The sequence below is a fragment of the Micromonospora mirobrigensis genome (assembly GCF_900091555.1).
Lineage (GTDB): Bacteria > Actinomycetota > Actinomycetes > Mycobacteriales > Micromonosporaceae > Micromonospora > Micromonospora mirobrigensis.
Window position 1 is genome coordinate 122,072 of record NZ_FMCX01000011.1, and the last position, 17,801, is coordinate 139,872.

At 72.7% G+C, this 17,801-nt stretch carries 13 protein-coding genes and 2 tRNA genes; 12 read left to right on the top strand and 3 right to left on the bottom strand.

Translation table 11 applies throughout. The annotated features are described in order from the left end of the window. Window positions 1-170: 170 nt before the first annotated feature. The 7 genes from GA0070564_RS26785 (at window position 171) to GA0070564_RS26815 (ending at window position 10,451) form a co-directional block, all read left to right on the top strand. Window positions 171-3,038 carry a carbohydrate-binding protein gene (locus GA0070564_RS26785; protein ID WP_091615162.1) on the top strand — a complete coding sequence of 956 codons (2,868 nt, stop codon included), beginning with the start codon at window positions 171-173 and terminating at the stop codon, window positions 3,036-3,038. Beyond that, complete coding sequence (locus tag GA0070564_RS26790) at window positions 3,035-5,143, top strand: ThuA domain-containing protein (protein ID WP_091615164.1); 2,109 nt, start codon at window positions 3,035-3,037, stop codon at window positions 5,141-5,143. The genes GA0070564_RS26785 and GA0070564_RS26790 overlap by 4 nt, the downstream gene beginning before the upstream one ends. Before the next feature lie 306 nt (window positions 5,144-5,449). Beyond that, window positions 5,450-6,646, top strand: a complete 1,197-nt coding sequence (locus tag GA0070564_RS26795) for a sensor histidine kinase (RefSeq protein ID WP_091615167.1) — start codon at window positions 5,450-5,452, stop codon at window positions 6,644-6,646. Continuing rightward, window positions 6,643-7,320, top strand: coding sequence for a response regulator (locus tag GA0070564_RS26800; protein ID WP_091615169.1), 678 nt, complete (start codon window positions 6,643-6,645; stop codon window positions 7,318-7,320). The genes GA0070564_RS26795 and GA0070564_RS26800 overlap by 4 nt, the downstream gene beginning before the upstream one ends. Before the next feature lie 111 nt (window positions 7,321-7,431). Then, on the top strand, window positions 7,432-8,364 hold the full coding sequence (locus GA0070564_RS26805; RefSeq protein WP_091615171.1) for an ABC transporter ATP-binding protein: 933 nt from the start codon (window positions 7,432-7,434) through the stop codon (window positions 8,362-8,364). Then, complete coding sequence (locus GA0070564_RS26810; RefSeq protein ID WP_091615174.1) at window positions 8,361-9,188, top strand: ABC transporter permease; 828 nt, start codon at window positions 8,361-8,363, stop codon at window positions 9,186-9,188. Before GA0070564_RS26805 ends, GA0070564_RS26810 begins: the two co-directional genes overlap by 4 nt. Window positions 9,189-9,440: 252 nt before the next feature. After that, on the top strand, window positions 9,441-10,451 hold the full coding sequence (locus tag GA0070564_RS26815; RefSeq protein ID WP_091615176.1) for a sugar phosphate isomerase/epimerase family protein: 1,011 nt from the start codon (window positions 9,441-9,443) through the stop codon (window positions 10,449-10,451). A 161-nt stretch (window positions 10,452-10,612) separates the two neighbouring features. Here GA0070564_RS26815 and GA0070564_RS26820 read toward each other — a convergent pair whose 3' ends face one another. Both GA0070564_RS26820 and GA0070564_RS26825 read right to left on the bottom strand, forming a co-directional pair. Further along, complete coding sequence (locus GA0070564_RS26820) at window positions 10,613-11,812, bottom strand: ROK family transcriptional regulator (RefSeq protein ID WP_425412545.1); 1,200 nt, start codon at window positions 11,810-11,812, stop codon at window positions 10,613-10,615. 86 nt (window positions 11,813-11,898) lie between these two features. Beyond that, window positions 11,899-12,315, bottom strand: a complete 417-nt coding sequence (locus tag GA0070564_RS26825) for a hypothetical protein (RefSeq protein ID WP_091615178.1) — start codon at window positions 12,313-12,315, stop codon at window positions 11,899-11,901. A gap of 272 nt (window positions 12,316-12,587) precedes the next feature. Here GA0070564_RS26825 and GA0070564_RS26830 point away from each other — a divergent pair. The 5 genes from GA0070564_RS26830 (at window position 12,588) to GA0070564_RS26850 (ending at window position 17,002) form a co-directional block, all read left to right on the top strand. Beyond that, a tRNA-Asn gene (locus GA0070564_RS26830) sits at window positions 12,588-12,660 on the top strand. Window positions 12,661-12,951: 291 nt separating this feature from the next. Beyond that, window positions 12,952-15,093, top strand: a complete 2,142-nt coding sequence (locus GA0070564_RS26835) for an MMPL family transporter (protein WP_091615182.1) — start codon at window positions 12,952-12,954, stop codon at window positions 15,091-15,093. Further along, entirely contained in the window at window positions 15,083-16,321 is a 1,239-nt protein-coding gene (locus GA0070564_RS26840; RefSeq protein ID WP_091615186.1) for an NAD(P)/FAD-dependent oxidoreductase, read from the top strand. Before GA0070564_RS26835 ends, GA0070564_RS26840 begins: the two co-directional genes overlap by 11 nt. A 172-nt stretch (window positions 16,322-16,493) precedes the next feature. Then, window positions 16,494-16,567: transfer RNA gene (locus tag GA0070564_RS26845), tRNA-Ile, on the top strand. A 174-nt stretch (window positions 16,568-16,741) separates the two neighbouring features. Continuing rightward, window positions 16,742-17,002, top strand: a complete 261-nt coding sequence (locus GA0070564_RS26850) for a transcriptional regulator (protein WP_091615189.1) — start codon at window positions 16,742-16,744, stop codon at window positions 17,000-17,002. Here GA0070564_RS26850 and GA0070564_RS26855 read toward each other — a convergent pair. Continuing rightward, window positions 16,977-17,801, bottom strand: an 825-nt coding sequence (locus GA0070564_RS26855) for an Lrp/AsnC family transcriptional regulator (RefSeq protein ID WP_141714876.1), incomplete at its 5' end; no start/stop codon positions are given. The two genes, GA0070564_RS26850 and GA0070564_RS26855, sit on opposite strands and share 26 nt — an antisense overlap.

Here is a 17,801-nt window from a genome sequence, read left to right on the forward strand (position 1 = left end):
ACTCCGGGATTGAGAACCGTTAATGTCGTCGCCATCACGAAGATGTTTCGTCGAGGTGAGCCGGCGGCGCGGTGACCCTCTACACGTGATCCGTGACCCCACCCCGCAACGGCATCCGGCGCGACGGCGCGCGCCCCGCCCTGGCAGCTCCGTCAGGAAGGGACAGCTCGATGTCCAACACCCCGAACGACCAGCCCCGACGACCCCGCCTCCGACCCGTCGCCGGCCTCGCCGCTCTGCTCCTGGTCGCGGCGGCCGGCACCACCACCCTGGCGGCCGGACCGGCCGCCCTCGGCGGGCCCACCCCGGCCGCCGCCCACACCATCACCGCCAGCGACTTCCAGCAGGTCGAGCTGGCCCGCGGCGTCGCCGAGACCGGCGAGCCGATGTCCCTGGCCGTGCTCCCCGACCGGTCGGTGCTGCACACCGCCCGCAACGGCACGCTGCGCCGCACCGACGCCGCCGGCACCACCTCGGTGATCGGCACCCTCGCCGTCTACACCCACGACGAGGAGGGCCTGCAGGGCGTCGGGGTGGACCCAAACTTCGCCAGCAACCGCAACATCTACCTGTACTACGCCCCTCCGCTGTCCACCCCGTCCGGCGACGCCCCCGCCACCGGCACCGACTTCTCCGCCTGGCAGGGCGTCAACCGGCTCTCCCGGTTCACCCTGAACGCCGACTACACCGTCAACCAGGCCAGCAAGGTCGACGTCCTCGACGTCCCCGCCAGCCGGGGCATCTGCTGCCACGTCGGCGGGGACATCGACTTCGACGCCGCCGGCAACCTCTACCTCTCCACCGGCGACGACACCAACCCGTTCGACTCCGGCGGCTACTCGCCGATCGACGAGCGGACCAACCGCAACCCGGCGTACGACGCGCAGCGCAGCGCCGGCAACACCAACGACCTGCGCGGCAAGCTCCTGCGGATCAAGGTGAACGCCGACGGGTCGTACTCGATCCCGTCCGGCAACCTCTTCCCGGTCGGCACGGCGAAGACCCGCCCGGAGATCTACGCGATGGGCTTCCGCAACCCGTTCCGGATCAGCGTCGACAAGGCCACCGGCGTGGTCTACGTCGGTGACTACGGGCCGGACGCCGGCTCCAGCTCCACCCGCGGCCCGTCCGGCCAGGTCGAGTTCGACCGGGTCACCGGGCCCGGCAACTACGGGTGGCCGTACTGCACCGGCACCAACACGGCCGCCGAGACGTACGCCGAGTGGGACTTCGCCGCCGGCACCGCCGGCGCCAAGTTCAACTGCACCGGCGGCCCCACCAACAACTCGTTCCGCAACACCGGCCTGACCACCCTGCCGCCGGCCAAGCCGGCCTGGATCCGGTACGGCGGCGACGCCGGCACCCCGCCCGAGTTCGGCGGCGGCTCCGAGTCGCCGATGGGCGGCCCGGTCTACCGCTACAACGCCTCCTCCACCTCCACCACGAAGTTCCCGCAGTCCTTCGACGGGCAGTTCTTCGCCACCGAGTTCGGCCGGGGCTGGATCAAGCCGATCCACCTCAACGCCGACGGCACCCCGGGCACCATCGACGCCTTCCCGTGGGCCGGCAAGCAGGTGATGGACTCGGCGTTCGGCCCGGACGGGTCGTACTACGTGCTCGACTACGGCACCGGTTACTTCAACGGCGACGCCAACTCGGCGCTCTACCGCTTCGACTACGTCGGCTCCGGCAACCGGGCGCCGGTCGCCAAGGCGGCGGCCGACAGGACCTCCGGTGCGGCCCCGTTGGCGGTGAACTTCTCCTCGGCCGGGTCGTCGGACCCGGAGGGTGGCGCGCTGACCTACTCGTGGGCCTTCGGCGACGGCACCAGCTCGACGGCCGCCAACCCGGCGCACACCTACAGCGCGAACGGCACGTACACCGCGACGCTGACCGTCCGCGACCCGCAGGGCGCCACCGGTACGGCGAGCGTCCCGATCAGCGTGGGCAACACCGCGCCGACGGTCACCGTGAACACCCCCGGCAACGGCCAGCTCTTCTCGTACGGCGACACGGTGTCCTTCTCGATCACCGTCACCGACCCGGAGGACGGCACCATCGACTGCACCAAGGTCAAGATGACCTACGTGCTCGGGCACGACCAGCACGGCCACCAGATCACCTCGGTGAACGGCTGCTCCGGGGCGATCACCATCCCGGTCGACGGGGAGCACGACGACGCGGCGAACATCTTCGCCATCTTCGACGCCGAGTACACCGACTCCGGCGGCCTCACCACGCACACCCAGCAGACCCTGCAACCACGGCACCGGCAGGCCGAGCACTTCAAGACCTCGTCCGGCATCAACACCTTCGACAAGGCGGCCGCCGAGGGCGGCAAGACCGTCGGTGACATCAGCAACGGCGACTGGATCGCGTTCACCCCGTACCAGCTGGGCAACGTCACCTCGTTCAGCGCCCGGGTCTCCTCGGCCGGGGCCGGCGGCACCATCCAGGTACGCGCCGGGTCGGCCACCGGCACGGTGCTCGGCTCCGCCACGGTGCCGGTCACCGGGGCCTGGGACTCCTTCACCACGGTCAGCGGCGCGATCTCCGGGGCGCCGGCCGGCACCACCACGCTCTACCTGACCTTCGCCGGCGGCGCCGGGGCGCTGTTCGACGTCGACTCGTTCACCTTCACCACCGGGGCCAGCGTGCGCACCGGCCCGGTGACCGGGCTGGCCGGCAAGTGCCTGGACGTGCGCAACGCGGCCACCGCCGACGGCACGCAGGTCCAGCTCTACACCTGCAACGGCAGCGCCGCGCAGAGCTGGACGGTGACGCCGAACTCGACGGTCAGGGCGTTGGGCAAGTGCCTGGACGTCTCCGGGGCCGGCACCGCCGACGGCACCAAGATCCAGCTCTGGACCTGCAACGGCACCGGCGCGCAGAACTGGTCCGGCCAGGCCGACGGCACGCTGCGCAACCCCGCGTCCGGCAAGTGCCTGGACGTGGCCGGCAACAACTCCGCCGACAGCACCCCGGTCCACCTGTGGACCTGCACCGGCGCCGCCAACCAGAAGTGGATCCTGCCATGAGACTTCTCCGACCCGTCCTCGGCGCGGCCACCGCCGTCCTCGCCGCCGTCGCCTGCACCGTCCCCGCCGGCCCGGCGGCCGCCGCCGACGCCCCGTACGACGTGCTGGTCTTCTCCAAGACCGCCGGTTTCCGGCACGACTCCATCGCGGTCGGCACCCAGGCCATCCGGGACCTGGGCGCGGCCAACAACTTCACCGTCACCGCCACCGAGGACGCCACCCGGTTCACCACCGCCAACCTGGCGCAGTACGAGGCGGTGGTCTTCCTGAACACCACCGGCGACGTGCTCGACCCGACCCAGCAGACCGCCTTCGAGTCGTACATCGGCTCCGGCGGCGGCTTCGTGGGCGTGCACTCCGCCGCCGACACCGAGTACGACTGGCCGTTCTACGGCAACCTGGTCGGCGCCTGGTTCGCCTCCCACCCGGCCATCCAGCAGGCGAACGTCAAGGTGGAGGACCGGGCGCACGCCGCCACCGCCCACCTGCCGCAGACCTGGACCCGCACCGACGAGTGGTACAACTACCGCACCAACGCCCGCTCCACCGCGCACGTGCTGGCCAGCCTGGACGAGTCGTCGTACTCCGGCGGGTCGATGGCCGGCGACCACCCGCACGCCTGGTGCAAGGCGTACTCCGGCGGTAGGTCCTTCTACACCGGCGGCGGCCACACCCAGGCCTCCTACAGCGACCCGGCGTTCCGCGCCCACCTGCTCGGCGGCATCCGGTACGCGGCCGGCCGCAGCAAGGCCGACTGCCGGCCGGAGACCGGCTACACCGCCCTCTACAACGGCGCCACCACCGGCTGGTCGCAGGCCGGGCCGGGCAGCTTCACCAACTCCGACGCCACGCTCTCCTCGGTGGGCGGCATGGGCCTGTACTGGTACAGCGCGAAGCAGTTCACCAGCTACTCGCTCAAGCTGGACTGGAAGGTGGCCGGGGACGACAACTCCGGGGTGTTCATCGGCTTCCCGCCGTCGACCGACCCGAACTCGGCGGTGAACAACGGCTACGAGGTGCAGATCGACCCGACCGACACCCCCGACAAGACCACCGGCGCGGTCTACGGCTTCAAGTCCGCCGACCTGGCCGCCCGGGACGCCGCGCTCAACCCGGCGGGGGAGTGGAACACCTACGAGCTGCTGGTCGAGGGGGAGCGCCTCCAGGTCCTCCTCAACGGGGTGAAGATCAACGACTTCACCAACACCGACCCGGTCCGGTCGCTCGCCGGCCACATCGGCATCCAGAACCACGGCACCGGCGACGACGTCTCGTTCCGCAACATCCGGATCAAGGAGCTGGGCGGCACCACCCCGCCGACCGGGAACACCACCGTGCAGGCCGAGGCGTACAGCTCCGCCAGCGGGGTCACCCCGTTCACCAAGGCCGGCGCCAACGGTGGCCAGACCCTCGGCTACATCGACCCGGGCGACTGGTCGGCGTACAACGGGTTGGACCTGACCGGGGTCACCTCGCTGCGGGCCCGGGTGGTCTCCGGCGGCCCCGGCGGCACCATCCAGGTGCGGACCGGCTCCACCACCGGCCCGGTCCTCGGCTCCCTCGCGGTGCCGAACACCGGCAGCTGGACCACCTACGCCGACGTCACCGCCGCGCTCAGCGGGGTGCCGGCCGGGGGCCAGAACCTCTATCTCACCTACACCGGCACCGGCTCCGGCCTGTTCGACGTGGACGACTTCACCCTGGTCCGGGGTGTCTCCACCACCGGCACCGGTCCGGTGAAGGGGCTGGCCGGCAAGTGCCTGGACGTGCGCAACGGGGGCACCGCCGACGGCACGCAGGTCCAGCTCTACACCTGCAACGGCTCCACCGCCCAGACCTGGACGGTGACGCCGAACTCCACGGTCAGGGCGCTGGGCAAGTGCCTGGACGTCTCCGGCGGCGGTTCCGCCGACGGCACGAAGATCCAGCTCTGGACCTGCAACGGCACCGGCGCGCAGAACTGGTCCGGCCAGGCCGACGGCACGCTGCGCAACCCCGCGTCCGGCAAGTGCCTGGACGTGGCCGGCAACAACTCCGCCGACGGCACCGTGGTCCACCTGTGGACCTGCACCGGCGCCGCCAACCAGAAGTGGATCCTGCCCTGACCGCATGACCGCATGACCGCCTCCGACCCGTCCCGGCTTGTGCGCCGGGCGGGTCGGAGGCTCAAGGTCGATGCCCCGACGAGAGTGATACCCGAGAGGCATATTGATGACTCTCGGGTATCACGCTCGAAAAGTTGTCCGCCTCGAGCCGGGCCGGGACGCCGGCGTGGTCGGCGACGAGCGGGGGCCGGGTCGCCGGCGCGGTTCGACCGGGCCGCGCGCTCCGGGTGGCGGGACCGGTGCCGGCGGCGCGCCGACCGGCGACGCGGCCGGTCCGGGCACCGGCCGCTGCCGTACCTTGGCCGCATGGGACGCCTCGCGGACTGGCGTCGGGTCGCCCGGACGCACCCGACGGTCGCCGACGCGCTGCTGGCCGCGCTGCTCTTCGCGGTCAGCCTGCTGCCGGTGAATCCGCCCGGCGGCCCACCCCGCGACCCGCTCACCCTGGGCGCGGTGCTGCTCGCCCTGATCGGCTGCGGCGCCCTGGCCGTACGCCGCCGACACCCGCTGCCGGTGCTCGCCGTGGCGCTGGTCGCGGTGATCCTGTCGCTGCTCAGCCACCAGGCGCGCGGCCCGTTCGTGCTCAGCGTGGCGATCGCCGCGTACACCGTCGCCACCCGGACGGACCGGCGGACCGCCTTCCTGGCCGGCGGGGTGAGCGCGCTGCTGCTCGGCGCGGCGGGCGTGACCACCCTCGGGGTGGGGTGGCTGGACCCGGCCGTGGTCGTGCTGATCCTCTGGTTCGGGGTGGCGGTGGCCGTCGGTGACGCGGTGCGCAGCCGCCGGGCGTACGTGGCGGTGCTGGAGGAGCGGGCCCGCCGCGCCGAGCGGACCCGGGAGGAGGAGGCCCGTCGGCGGGTCGCCGAGGAACGGCTGCGCATCTCCCGGGAACTGCACGACGTGGTCGCCCACCACATCGCGGTGATCAACGTGCAGGCCGGGGTGGCCGGGCACCTGCTGCGCGAGCGTCCCGACGCGGCCGAGGAGGCGCTCGGGCACGTCCGCTCGGCCAGCCGGTCGGTCCTCGACGAACTGGGCGCCCTGCTCGGCGTGCTGCGCCGCGACGGGGAACCCGAGCCGGCCGCCCCCACCGAACCGGCGCCCAGCCTCAACCGCCTCGACGCGCTGGTGGAGGGGTTCAGCGCCGGGCAGCCGGTGCGCTGGACCGTGGGCGGCGCGCCCCGACCGCTGCCCACCGCCGTCGACGTCGCCGCGTACCGGATCATCCAGGAGTCGCTGACCAACGCCCACCGGCACGCGCCGGGCGCGGCCGTCGCGGTCCGCCTGCGCTACGACCCCGAGGGCGTCACCATCGAGGTACGCGACGACGGCGTACCCGCGGGTGGGCCGCCACCGGCCCCCCGACCCGGCGGCGGCCTGGGGTTGCTCGGCATGCGGGAGCGTGCCGAGGCCGTCGGCGGCACCTTCACCGCCGGCCCCCGCCCCGAGGGCGGCTTCGCCGTGCGCGCCGAACTCCCCGCCCCCGAGGAGGAGGCGGCATGATCCGGGTGCTGCTCGCCGACGACCAGAAGCTGATCCGGGCCGGCTTCCGGGCGCTGATCGACTCCGCCGCCGACCTGACCGTGGTCGGCGAGGCCGCCACCGGCCGGGAGGCGGTGGAGCTGGCCCGCTCCACCCGGGCCGACGTGGTGCTGATGGACATCCGGATGCCCGAGCTGGACGGGCTGGCCGCCACCGAGGCGATCACCGCCGACGAGGGGCTGGCCGGGGTGCGGGTGCTGGTCCTGACCACCTTTGAGGTCGACGAGTACGTCTTCCAGGCGCTGCGCGCCGGGGCCAGCGGGTTCCTCGGCAAGGGCGTCGGCCCGACCGAGCTGCTCGACGCGATCCGGACCGTGGCCGCCGGGGAGGCGCTGCTCTCCCCGAAGGCCACCCGGGGGCTGATCGCCCGCTTCCTGACCCAGCCGGAACCGGACGAACGGGCCACCCCCGAGCGGCTGCGGGTGCTCACCGACCGGGAACGGGAGGTGCTCGGCCTGGTCGCGGCCGGGTTGTCCAACGAGCAGATCGCCGAGCGGCTGGTGGTGTCGCCGCTGACCGCGAAGACCCACGTCAACCGAGCGATGATGAAGCTCGGCGCCCGCGACCGGGCGCAACTCGTGGTGATCGCGTACCAGAGCGGTTTGGTCCGGGTCGACGAGCCGCCGGCGCGCTGAGCGGCCCGCGCCCGCGGTAGCCGGCGCCCCCGCCTACCGCGCCCGCGGTACGCGCAGGTGTCCGCGCCCGGCCGACGCGCAGGCGGGGGTACGCGGGCGATCGTTGGACGCATGATCGAAGTGACCAACCTGAGCAAGCGGTACGGCGACAAGGTCGCCGTGGACGACCTGACCTTCCGGGTGCGGCCCGGGATCGTCACCGGGTTCCTCGGCCCGAACGGCGCCGGAAAGTCCACCACCATGCGGATGATCATCGGCCTGGACGCCCCCACCGCCGGCACCGTCACCGTCGACGGCCGCCGGTACGCCGACCACCCGGCGCCGCTGCGCGAGGTGGGCGCCCTGCTGGAGGCGAAGGCGGTGCACACCGGGCGATCGGCCCGCAACCACCTGCTGGCGATGGCCGCCACCCACGGCATCGGCGCCCGCCGGGTCGACGAGGTGATCGAGCTGGTCGGGCTGCGCGAGGTGGCCGGCAAGCGGGCCGGCGGCTTCTCCCTCGGCATGGGCCAGCGGCTCGGCATCGCCGCCGCGCTGCTCGGCGACCCCAGGGTGGTGATGCTCGACGAGCCGGTCAACGGCCTCGACCCGGACGGCATCCGGTGGATCCGCGGGCTGCTCAAGGGGCTGGCCGAGCAGGGGCGCACCGTCTTCGTCTCCTCCCACCTGATGAGCGAGATGGCGCAGACCGCCGAACACCTGATCGTGGTCGGCAAGGGGCGGCTGATCGCCGACGTGCCGCTGGCCGAGTTCACCCGGCAGGCGTCCCGGACCACCGTGCGGGTCCGTTCCCCGCAGGCCGGCGCCCTGCGCGACCTGCTGCTCGGCCCGGACGTGACGGTCACCTCCGGCGAGCCGGGGCTGCTGGAGGTGACCGGGCGCGGCCGGGAGCAGATCGGCGACCTGGCCGCCGCGGCCGGCCTCACCCTGCACGAGCTCACCGCCACCGAGGCCTCCCTGGAGGAGGCGTTCATGACCATGACCCGGGACGCCGTCGAGTACCACGGCGAGACCGACCGGCCCACAGTGGGGAGCGCCCGATGACCGCCGCCACGGTCGCACCGCCGACCCTGCCCGCCGACGCCCGGGTCACCGGGTGGCGGGTGGTACGAGCCGAGTGGATCAAGTTCCGCTCGCTGCGCTCGTCGCTGATCATGCTGGCCGCCACCGTGGTGGTCCTCGCCGGCCTGGGGTTGGCCTTCTCCGCCTTCCTCGCCGGCGCCACCATCGAGCCCGGCACGCCCGCGCCGCCCGGCGGCCCGTCCTCACTCGACCCGCTCGGCGCCAGCCTCGGCGGGGTGAACCTCGCCCAGCTGCTGATCGGCACCCTCGGGGTGCTGCTGGTCGCCGGCGAGTACTCCACCGGCATGATCCGCTCCTCGCTGGCCGCCGTGCCGAGGCGCTGGCCGGTGCTCGTCGGCAAGGTCGGCGTACTGGCCGGGGTGTCCCTGGTGGTGCTGGTGCCGACCGCACTGCTCACCTTCGGCGGCGGGCAGGCGATCCTCGGCGACGAGGGCATCGCGCTGACCGACGACGGGGTGCTGCGTGCCGTGCTCGGCAGCGCCGGCTACCTGGCCGGGGTGGGTGTCCTCGGGGCGGCGCTGGGCGCGCTGCTGCGCAACACGGCCGGCGCGCTGACCAGCGTGGTGGCGCTGCTGCTGGTCGTACCCGGGGTGGTGTCGCTGTTGCCGGAGAGCTGGTCGGACGCCGTGTCGCCGTACCTGCCGTCCAACGCCGGCCAGGCGTTCATGTCGATCGGTTCCAGTCCCGACCTGCTCTCCCCGGCGGCCGGCGCGGCCGTCTTCGCCGGCTGGCTGGTGCTGCTCCTCGGCGCCGCCGTCGTGCAGCTCCTTCGCCGCGACGGTTGAGGTGTAAGGAGGGGCCCCCGGTTAACGCATTCGGTATAGCAGGGGCCCCTTCCTAACCACTGGACGCGGTTCTAGAGTGGGGGCGGCGACCGTGTCGGCCGCCGGTGCACCGACGGGAGGCGCAACCCGTCGGTCCCAGGTGCTTCCCGCACCCACCGGTGTCCCGCGGCGGTCCGCCGTGCCTCACCCGGTCGCCCTCGCCCCGGTCCCGCACCGCGGAATCCCCCATCACGACAGGGGAGAGAACAGACAATGGCGCGACCCATCACGCTCTTCACCGGCCAGTGGGCCGACCTCCCGTTCGACGAGGTCTGCCGGCTCGCCTCCGAATGGGGCTACGACGGCCTGGAGATCGCCTGCTGGGGCGACCACTTCGAGGTCGACAAGGCGCTCGCCGACGACTCGTACGTCGAGCGCAGGAAGGAGACCCTGGCCAAGCACAACCTCCAGGTCTTCACCATCTCCAACCACCTGGTCGGCCAGGCCGTCTGCGACCACCCGATCGACGAGCGGCACCAGGACATACTGCCCGCGCGCATCTGGGGCGACGGCGAACCCGAAGGGGTACGCCGGCGCGCCGCCGAGGAGATCAAGGACACCGCCCGGGCGGCGGCGAAGCTCGGGGTGAAGACCGTCGTCGGCTTCACCGGCTCGTCGATCTGGCACACCCTGGCGATGTTCCCGCCGGTCCCGCCCGCGATGATCGAACGCGGCTACCAGGACTTCGCCGACCGGTGGAACCCGATCCTCGACGTCTTCGACGAGGTGGGTGTGCGCTTCGCCCACGAGGTGCACCCCAGCGAGATCGCGTACGACTACTGGACGACCAAGCGCACCCTGGAGGCGATCGGGCACCGGCCGGCGTTCGGGCTGAACTGGGACCCGTCGCACTTCGTCTGGCAGGAGCTGGACCCGGTGAACTTCATCTTCGACTTTGCCGACCGGATCTACCACGTGGACTGCAAGGACGCGAAGGTGCGTACCGGTGACGGGCGGCGTGGCCGGCTCGCCTCGCACCTGCCCTGGGCCGACCTGCGGCGCGGCTGGGACTTCGTCTCCACCGGCCACGGCGACGTGCCGTGGGAGGACTGCTTCCGGGCGTTGAACGCGATCGGTTACGACGGGCCGATCTCGATCGAGTGGGAGGACGCCGGCATGGACCGCCTGGTCGGCGCCCCGGAGGCGTTGCAGTTCGTCCGCAGGCTGGCCTTCGACGCCCCGTCGGCCGCGTTCGACGCCGCGTTCAGCAGCAGCCGCGACTGACCCCTGCCGTCGGGCGTTGCGGGTGACCGCCCGAAGATCACGCTCGATCCAGGATGTAGTGGTCTCCTCGTGGACCCGAGGCCACTACATCCTGGAAACAGCACGATCTTGGGCGCGTCGCGTCGCGTCGCGGCGCGGCGGCATGCGGCGCCGCGCCCGCGTCAGGCGGGGGTGAGGACGTGGTCGCTGGCCAGCCGGGCGCCGCCGATCACACCGGCGCGGTCGTCCAGGTCGGACAGGACGATCGGCATGGTGCCGGTGGAGAGCGGGGTGGACCGCCGGTAGACCAGCCCCCGGATCTCGGCCAGCAGCACCGGCCCGATGCCCGGCGCCACCCCGCCGATGATGACGATGCCCGGGTTGAAGAAGCTGACCAGCCCGACCAGGATCTGCCCCAACCGCCGCGCCGCCGCCCGGACCAGGGCCTGTGCGGCGGCGTCCCCGCCGGTGGCCGCCCGGGCCACGTCGAGGGCGGTCAGCTCGCCGGCCTCGTCCAGCCGCTCGGCGAGGACCGTCGAACGGCCGGACCGGGCGGCGGTCGTCGCCTCCCGGACCAGGGCGGCGTCGCCGCTGTACGCCTCCAGGCAGCCGTTGTCCCCGCAGGCGCAGAGCGGACCGTCGTCGGCCAGCCGCAGGTGGGCGATGTCGCCGGCGCCGCTGGTGGCGCCCCGGTAGACCTGGCCACCGAGCACCAGCCCGCAGCCGATCGCCGCGCCGAGCTTGAGATAGAGGAAGTCTTCGAAGGCCCGCGCGGTGCCGGCGTGCTTCTCCCCGAGCGCCATCAGGTTGGCGTCGTTGTCCACCAGCACCGGGCAGCCCAGGTCGGCGGCGAGCGACTCGCGGATCGGAAAGCGGTGCCAGCCGGGCAGCGCCGGGGGCGACACGGGGACCCCCTCGGCGAAGGCGACCGGCGCCGGCAGGCCGACACCGACGGCGGTGAGCTGGTGCAGGCCCAGCTCGGCACGGAGCTTGCCGATCAGCTCGACCACCCGGGCGCAGATCGCCTCCGGTCCGTCCCGGACGTCGGCCGGCTCGCTGATCCGGGAGAGCACGGCCAGCTCGCCGTCGGTCACCGCGACGTCGATGTGCCGCGGCGAGACGACCACCCCGGCGAACCGGACGGTGCCGGCGAGCCGGAGCAGCGGTGAGCGGCGGCCACCCCGGGAGGCGGCCGGTCCGGCGTTCTCCACCAGGCCCCGCTCGATCAGCCGGTCGGCCTCCGCGGTCAGCCGGGACCGGGCCAGGTCGACGGCGTCCCCCAGCTCCGCGCGGGAACGGGGCCCGTCGTCGCGCAGCAGCCGCAACAGCCGCGCCTGGTGCGCGTTCTCCGGTCGTACGACCACCACGGTGACCACCTCCACCGGAGAATCTTGCCCGACGCACGCCCGTATACGCGGAAGCGGGCCGGTCGCCGAGGCGATCGACCCGCTTCCGGGAGTACGTGGACTCAGATGGTGCTGCCGTTGGCACCGGTGCCGGACGGCTTGGTGCGCGGGCTGGTGGTGGCCGACGTGGTGCTGGTCGAACCGGTGCTCGACGAGCTGCTGCCCGCCTTGGCGGCGACCGTGGCCGGCGTGCCGGCGAACGCGTCGTCCGCGGCGGTCAGCTCCTGGCGGCTGCTGTCGCTGCTGCCGTTGCCCGTGCTGAGCTTCTCGCCCAGCTTGGACTGGCCGAGCTTGTCCTTGCCCTCGCTGTAGAGCCGGGTCGCCTGGGCCTGCGCGACGCCCGCCGCCTCCTGGACGGTCGGGTGGTCGAGCACCTTACGGCCCCGCACCACCAGCTCCTCGTACTTCTCCCGGCCGGCACGGGCGCCCAGGACGAACCCCGCAGCCAGCCCGCCAAGGAACATGATCTTTCCGCGCATGGCGGCTCCTTTCGTACCTGACGCGCCGTCGAACCCGACGGGGTGACCCCTCGGGGCGACCTTTTCGCGCCTGCGTCCTCTGTCCGCAGCTAACTACCCATCCTGCTCTGTGCTCATGCCTCCTTGTGCCGGGATGACGATATGTCCGCTTCCGCCGCGTGGCGGAGTGGTCGACGCGGGGGAGGTAACCCCCTGGACCAACACCCCCCGGTGTCCTGTACTCTTGTCCCGTCGCCGAGCACCGGGGAGATCCGGGTTGAAGCGATGAGCAGTCCCCTGTAGCTCAATTGGCAGAGCAGCCGGCTGTTAACCGGCAGGTTATTGGTTCGAGTCCAATCGGGGGAGCTTCTCCACCAGACGCCCGTCGGCCCAGGCCGACGGGCGTTCGTCGTTGCGCCGCCGGCCGCGGTCCCGTTGCGCCGCCGCCCGTCCGTCTCGCCCTCCCCGGGCCGCAGGCCTGGCGTCCGGCCCGGGGTCGGTGGGACCGGACTGCGGCAGCTAGTGCCTTCCCGACCCGCAAAGTCGCCTAATTGCCGCAAGTTGCGCCTTCGTCCGGGCCCGACCGGCAGGATGGTCGATGTCGACTTAGACTCCCGCTGCGTCGATTGGTGCGTCGATTTCAAGGACGGGTGCAGGATGGCCGGAGGACGGGGCCGCGCTACGGCCACGCTGATCGCGGTGGCGGTCGTGCTCGGATGGCTGGTCGTGGGCGGGATCGCCGGGCCGTACTCCGGCAGGTTGGGCGAGGTGTCGACCAACGACAACGCCTCCTTCCTGCCCGCCGAGGCCGAGGCCACCCGGGCCCAGGACCTGTCCGCCAGGTTCACCGAGAAGGAGACCACCCCGGCCCTGGTGGTCTATGAACGCACCTCCGGCATCACCGACGCCGACAAGCAGGTCGCGGCCGCCGACGCGGCCCGCTTCGCCCAGGTGCCGGGCGTGGTCGGTCCGCTGCCACCGCCGATCCCCAGCCAGGACGGCAAGGCGTTGCAGGTGGTCGTGCCGGTCGACGGGGCCGACGGCGACCAGATCATCAGCGTCGTCGACCAGCTGCGTGCGATCGCCGGGGAGAAGCGCGACGGGCTCACCGTCGACGTGGCCGGGCCGGCCGGCCTGCTCGCCGACCTGATCGAGGTCTTCTCCGCCATCGACGGGCCGCTGCTGCTGGTCACCCTGGTCGTGGTGCTGATCATCCTGCTGGTCGTCTACCGCAGCCCGGTGCTCTGGATCGCCCCGCTGCTCGCCGCCGGCATGTCGTACTCGCTGGCGTCGGTCTTCGTCTACTTCCTGGCCAAGAACGACGTGGTCAAGCTCAACGGCCAGGCGCAGGGCATCCTCACCGTGCTGGTCTTCGGCGCCGGCACCGACTACGCGCTGCTGCTGATCGCCCGCTACCGGGAGGAGCTGCACCGGCACGCCCATCCCTGGGACGCCATGAAGACCGCCTGGCGCGGCGCCGCCCCGGCGATCATCGCCTCCGGCGGCACCGTCATCCTCAGCCTGCTCTGCCTGCTGCTGTCCAGCCTCAACTCCAACCGGGCGCTCGGGCCGGTCGCCGCGATCGGCATCGCCGCCACCCTGCTGGTGATGCTGACCTTCCTGCCGGCCCTGCTGGTCCTCGGCGGCCGGTGGGCGTTCTGGCCCCGGGTGCCCCGCCGGGACCAGGCCGACCCGCAGGCCGAGCACGGCATCTGGAGCCGGATCGCCGGCTTCGTCGCCCGCCGGGCCCGGCTGGTCTGGCTGGTCACCGCCGCGGTGCTGGGCCTGCTCATCCTGGGCCTGCCGCAGCTCGGCGTGACCACCCTCGGCCAGACCGACCTGTTCACCAAGCGCACCGACTCGGTGGCCGGGCAGGAGGTGATCGCCCGACACTTCCCGGGCGGCACCGGCAGCCCCGCCACCATCTTCACCACCCAGCAGACCGCCCAGCAGGTCGCCCAGGTGGCGCAGGGCGTACCCGGGGTCGCCTCGGTGCGCCCGCTCACCGACGCCGGGCAGTCCGGCCCGCCCGACCCGAACGCGCAGCCCAAGGTGGTCGACGGCCGGGTCGAGCTCCAGGCCACCCTCGCCGACCCGCCGGACAGCAACGGCGCCGAGCGGACCATCCGCGACCTGCGGGAGGCGGTGCACGCGGTGCCCGGCGCCGACGCGGTGGTCGGCGGCTTCACCGCGATCAACGTGGACACCTCGGACGCTTCCGCCCGGGACCGCAACGTCATCATCCCGGTGGTGCTGGTGGTGATCGCGATCATCCTGGCCCTGCTGCTGCGGGCCCTGTTCGCCCCGCTGCTGCTCATCGCCACCGTGGTGCTGTCGTTCCTGGCCACCCTCGGGCTCTGTGCGCTGATCTTCAAGTACCTGCTGGACTTCCCCGGGGTGGACCAGTCCTTCCCGCTCTTCGCCTTCGTCTTCCTGGTCGCCCTCGGCATCGACTACAACATCTTCCTGATGAGCCGGGTACGCGAGGAGTCCGTCAAGCGGGGCACCCGGGCCGGCGTGCTCGCCGGGCTCGCCGTCACCGGTGGGGTGATCACCTCCGCCGGCATCGTGCTCGCCGCCACCTTCTCCGCGCTCGCCGTACTCCCGCTGGTGGTGCTGGTGGAGCTGGGCGTGGCGGTGGCCGTCGGCGTCCTGATCGACACCATCATCGTCCGCTCGCTGCTGGTGCCCGCGCTGTCGTACGACATCGGGCCGAAGGTGTGGTGGCCCAGCCGGCTGTCCCGGTCGACGCGCGACGGCGACCACCGGATCGCCGAGGGGGCGCACCGTGCCCACTGACACCGACGTCGTCATCGTCGGCGGCGGCCTCGCCGGCCTCGCCGCGGCCCGGCGGCTGCACCGCGCCGGCGTGGCCTGGCGGCTGGTCGAGGCGGCCGACCGCCTCGGCGGGCGGGTCGCCACCGACGCGGTCGACGGCTACCTGCTCGACCGCGGCTTCCAGGTCCTCAACACCGCCTACCCACGGCTGGGCACCCTGCTCGACCTGGCCACCCTCGACCTGGGCTGGTTCACCTCCGGCGTGCTGGTCCGCCGTCGCGGCCGGCTGGACCGGCTGGTCAACCCGCTGCGCGAACCGGCCGGCGCTCCCCGTACCGCGCTCGCCGGAGTGGGTTCGCTGCGCGACCGGCTCCGCTTCGCCGGTCTCGCCACCGGATGCGCCACCCTGCCGGTGGGCCGGCTGCTCGACGCGCCGGAGACCACCACCGAGGCGGCGCTGCGCCGGGCCGGCCTCTCCGACGCCATCGTCGAGGAGCTGATCCGGCCGTTCCTCTCCGGGGTCTTCATCGACCGGGAGCTGGAGACCTCCAGCCACGTGCTGGCCATGGTGCTGCGCTCCTTCGCCCGTGGCCGGATCGGCCTGCCCGCGCGCGGTATGGCCGCGTTGCCCGCCGCGATCGCGGACCCGCTGCCGACCGGGCCGGTCGAGCTGGGCACCCCGGTCGCCGAGGTCGCGCCCGGCCGGGTCCGCACCCCGGCCGGCGAGATCACCTGCCGGGCCGTCGTGGTCGCCGTCGACCCGCCCCGTGCGGCCGCGCTGCTGCCGACCCTCGGTCGGGTACGCATGCACAGCTACACCACCTACTACCACAGCACCGCCGAGGCGCCCCTGGACGAGCCGATCCTGCTGGTCGACGGGGACCGGCGGGAGCTGGTGGCGAACACGGTGGTGATCAGCCGGGCGGCGCCGACGTACGCGCCGGCCGGCCGGCACCTGGTCGCCACCTCGGTGGTCGGGCCGGCCGCGCCCCCGGAGCCGGTGATCCGCGCCGAGCTGGACCGGCTCTACGGGCGGTCCACCGCCGACTGGACCCACCTGACCACGGTGTCCATCCCGGACGCCCTGCCCGCCGCGCCGCCGCCGCAGGGCCGGCTGCGCAAGCCGGTGGCGCTCGGCGACGGGCTCTTCGTCGCCGGGGACCACCGGGACAGCCCGTCCATCCAGGGGGCGCTGGCCAGCGGCTGGCGGACCGCCGGGGCGGTGCTGGCGCAGCTGCGGGCCGGGTAGCGGCCCGGCCGGAGCATGGATCCTGATCGTGGTGTGGTGCGTGCGCGCTGTTATCCTCGCGTTGCCCTTCGTGTGGTGCCGGTGGTGCCGCCGATGGCGGTGGGAGTCGAGATCCGATACTGGCGGTGGTGGTCGGAGATCGACGGGACGGGTTACGATCCGGCGCGGTGACGGGGCGGTAGCTCAGCGGGTTAGAGCAGGGGACTCATAATCCCTCGGTCGCGGGTTCGAGTCCCGCCCGCCCCACTCCATGACGTGATCTCATTGTTGATCGGTGCTTTCGTGGTTCGCATGACCGGGACTGTTCCGTCACCGGCAACAAGGCCGGCGACTGGACACGGTGATACGAGTGCGCGGTCCCGGTCGCCGAGGTTGCAGACGAGGCTGGCTCGCCTTCGAGGGGAAACGGAGGGCGATCTGGTGGGCGACTCTCATGACTGGGACGATATCCGCGCGGAGCTGCACGACGGGGACGACGACGCGTTCGATGTGGAGCGTGCTCGGACGGAGGCGTGGGTCAGCGCGTGGCACCTCGCCGAGGAGCGGAAGCGTCTCGGGCTCAGTCAGCGTCAGGTGGCCGAGCTGATGGGGGTCACGCCCGGCCGGGTGAGCCAGATCGAGAACGGCGACCTGGACGCCGACGAGGTGGCGACCCTCAGCCGGTACGCGCGGGCGTCCTGACGGTGGCCGCCAGACTGCCGGAGCGTGGGATCACGCTGCCAATCGGTTGGCCAGGGCGTTTGATCGCTCGTCCGACCAACACGGTCTCGACGTCGGTCACGCCGAGGGCCGCGAGTTCCCCGGTGATGAACCGGTGGAGCCCTTCGAGGTTCGGCAGCCAGACCGCCACGTGCAGGTTGGCGCGGCCAGTGGTGCTCAGGACCCCGTGCACGGCTGGGTGGGCGGCCAGGGCTGCACCGACCCGGTGCAGTTCCGCCGGAGGCAGCCGCAGGTAGAGGTTCGCGTCGACCAGCAGTCCGAGCCGGTGCGGATCGACGTAGGTCTGCGTGACCGGTGGCAGCGCCGTCAGCCTGCGCCGCACGGTTGACTCCGGCCGGCCGAGCTTCGCTGCCAGGGCCGCGGCGGACTGCCGCGCGTCCGGGGCCAACGTGGCCAGAATTTCCCGGTCCAGGCCGTCAGGAGCGTGGGACCGTACGGGTGCCGTCAACTCTCGGCGCTCGGCGGCGCTGAGCGCATCCAGTCTCCACGCGGAGGCGTCCGCGTACACGTGCATCGCGGTCTGCGCCTCGACCGAGGTCACGGCACGGGTGGCGGGTAGTTGCCGGAAGATCAGTCTGTTCCGCGGGTCCCTGCCGCTGGCGAGCACCGCCAGGATCTCGTCTCCGCCGGCGGTCAAGTCGATGAACGGTATGTCGTCTCGCTCGGCGAGTGCCTTGGTGACCGCATCCAGGGAGCCGCGCAGTACGCGGATCCGCAGCAGCATCACCGCCTCGTACGGGTCGAGCTGCGGTGCGATGAC

Coding starts and splice junctions, on each gene's coding strand:
- GA0070564_RS26785 (WP_091615162.1), top strand. CDS start 171: ATGTCCAACACCCCGAACGACCAGCCCCGACGACCCCGCCTCCGACCC.
- GA0070564_RS26835 (WP_091615182.1), top strand. CDS start 12,952: ATGGCCGGAGGACGGGGCCGCGCTACGGCCACGCTGATCGCGGTGGCG.
- GA0070564_RS26825 (WP_091615178.1), bottom strand. CDS start 12,315: ATGCGCGGAAAGATCATGTTCCTTGGCGGGCTGGCTGCGGGGTTCGTC.
- GA0070564_RS26815 (WP_091615176.1), top strand. CDS start 9,441: ATGGCGCGACCCATCACGCTCTTCACCGGCCAGTGGGCCGACCTCCCG.
- GA0070564_RS26790 (WP_091615164.1), top strand. CDS start 3,035: ATGAGACTTCTCCGACCCGTCCTCGGCGCGGCCACCGCCGTCCTCGCC.
- GA0070564_RS26795 (WP_091615167.1), top strand. CDS start 5,450: ATGGGACGCCTCGCGGACTGGCGTCGGGTCGCCCGGACGCACCCGACG.
- GA0070564_RS26810 (WP_091615174.1), top strand. CDS start 8,361: ATGACCGCCGCCACGGTCGCACCGCCGACCCTGCCCGCCGACGCCCGG.
- GA0070564_RS26805 (WP_091615171.1), top strand. CDS start 7,432: ATGATCGAAGTGACCAACCTGAGCAAGCGGTACGGCGACAAGGTCGCC.
- GA0070564_RS26800 (WP_091615169.1), top strand. CDS start 6,643: ATGATCCGGGTGCTGCTCGCCGACGACCAGAAGCTGATCCGGGCCGGC.